Origin of the sequence: Rhodovulum strictum, assembly GCF_009649175.1 — a bacterium.
GTDB lineage: Bacteria > Pseudomonadota > Alphaproteobacteria > Rhodobacterales > Rhodobacteraceae > Rhodovulum > Rhodovulum strictum.
On the sequence record NZ_WJPO01000076.1, the window covers coordinates 1 to 1,211 of the forward strand.

The window sequence follows — 1,211 nt, forward strand, 5'->3', positions numbered from 1 at the left end:
GGCCGGCTTTTGCCGGCCCGGCCGTGATTGGTGTTACTCGATGATCTTCGACACGACGCCGGCGCCGACGGTGCGGCCACCTTCGCGGATGGCAAAGCGGAGTTTTTCCTCCATCGCGATCGGCGCGATCAGTTCGACCGTGAACTTCAGGTTGTCGCCCGGCATCACCATCTCGGTGCCTTCGGGAAGCTGAACCGTGCCGGTCACGTCCGTCGTGCGGAAGTAGAATTGCGGACGGTAGTTCGCGAAGAACGGCGTGTGGCGGCCACCCTCTTCCTTGGTCAGGATATAGGCTTCGGCCTCGAACTTCTTGTGCGGCTTCACCGAGCCGGGCTTGCACAGCACCTGGCCGCGCTCGACCTGGTCGCGGTCGATGCCGCGCAGCAGCGCGCCGATATTGTCGCCCGCCTCGCCGCGGTCCAGCAGCTTGCGGAACATCTCGACGCCGGTGCAGGTCGTGGTCTGGGTCGGACGGATGCCCACGATCTCGATCTGGTCGCCGACATTGATCACGCCACGCTCGACACGGCCGGTCACAACCGTCCCGCGGCCCGAGATCGAGAACACGTCCTCGATCGGCATCAGGAAGGGCTGGTCGATCGGACGGTCCGGGGTCGGGATGTACTCGTCGACCGCCGCCATCAGCGCGCGGATCTTGTCCTCGCCGATCTCGGCGTCGCGGCCTTCCATCGCCGCCAGCGCCGAGCCGGAAACGATCGGGATGTCGTCGCCGGGGAAGTCGTAGGAGCTCAGCAGCTCGCGCACTTCCATCTCGACCAGTTCCAGCAGCTCCGCATCATCGACCTGGTCGACCTTGTTCAGGAACACCACCAGCGCGGGCACACCGACCTGGCGGGCCAGCAGGATATGCTCGCGCGTCTGCGGCATCGGGCCGTCGGCGGCGTTCACCACCAGGATCGCGCCGTCCATCTGCGCCGCACCGGTGATCATGTTCTTGACGTAGTCGGCGTGGCCGGGGCAGTCGACATGGGCGTAGTGCCGCGCGGGCGTCTCGTATTCCACATGCGCCGTCGAGATCGTGATCCCGCGCGCCTTCTCCTCGGGCGCCGCGTCGATCTGGTCATAGGCCTTGAACTCGCCGAAATACTTCGTGATCGCAGCCGTCAGCGTCGTCTTGCCGTGGTCAACGTGACCAATCGTCCCGATGTTCACATGCGGTTTCGTACGTTCGAACTTTGCCTTACCCATGG

1 protein-coding gene is annotated in these 1,211 nt (G+C 65.0%); it reads right to left on the minus strand.

Going from position 1 to position 1,211, the window contains the following annotated elements:
* Positions 1-33: 33 nt before the first annotated feature.
* Complete coding sequence (gene tuf, locus GH815_RS18675; RefSeq protein ID WP_153750228.1) at positions 34-1,209, minus strand: elongation factor Tu; 1,176 nt, start codon at positions 1,207-1,209, stop codon at positions 34-36.
* Positions 1,210-1,211 lie beyond the last annotated feature (2 nt).

Bases quoted from the DNA above. Each gene is read 5' to 3' on its own strand.
- tuf (WP_153750228.1), bottom strand. From the start codon at position 1,209: ATGGGTAAGGCAAAGTTCGAACGTACGAAACCGCATGTGAACATCGGG.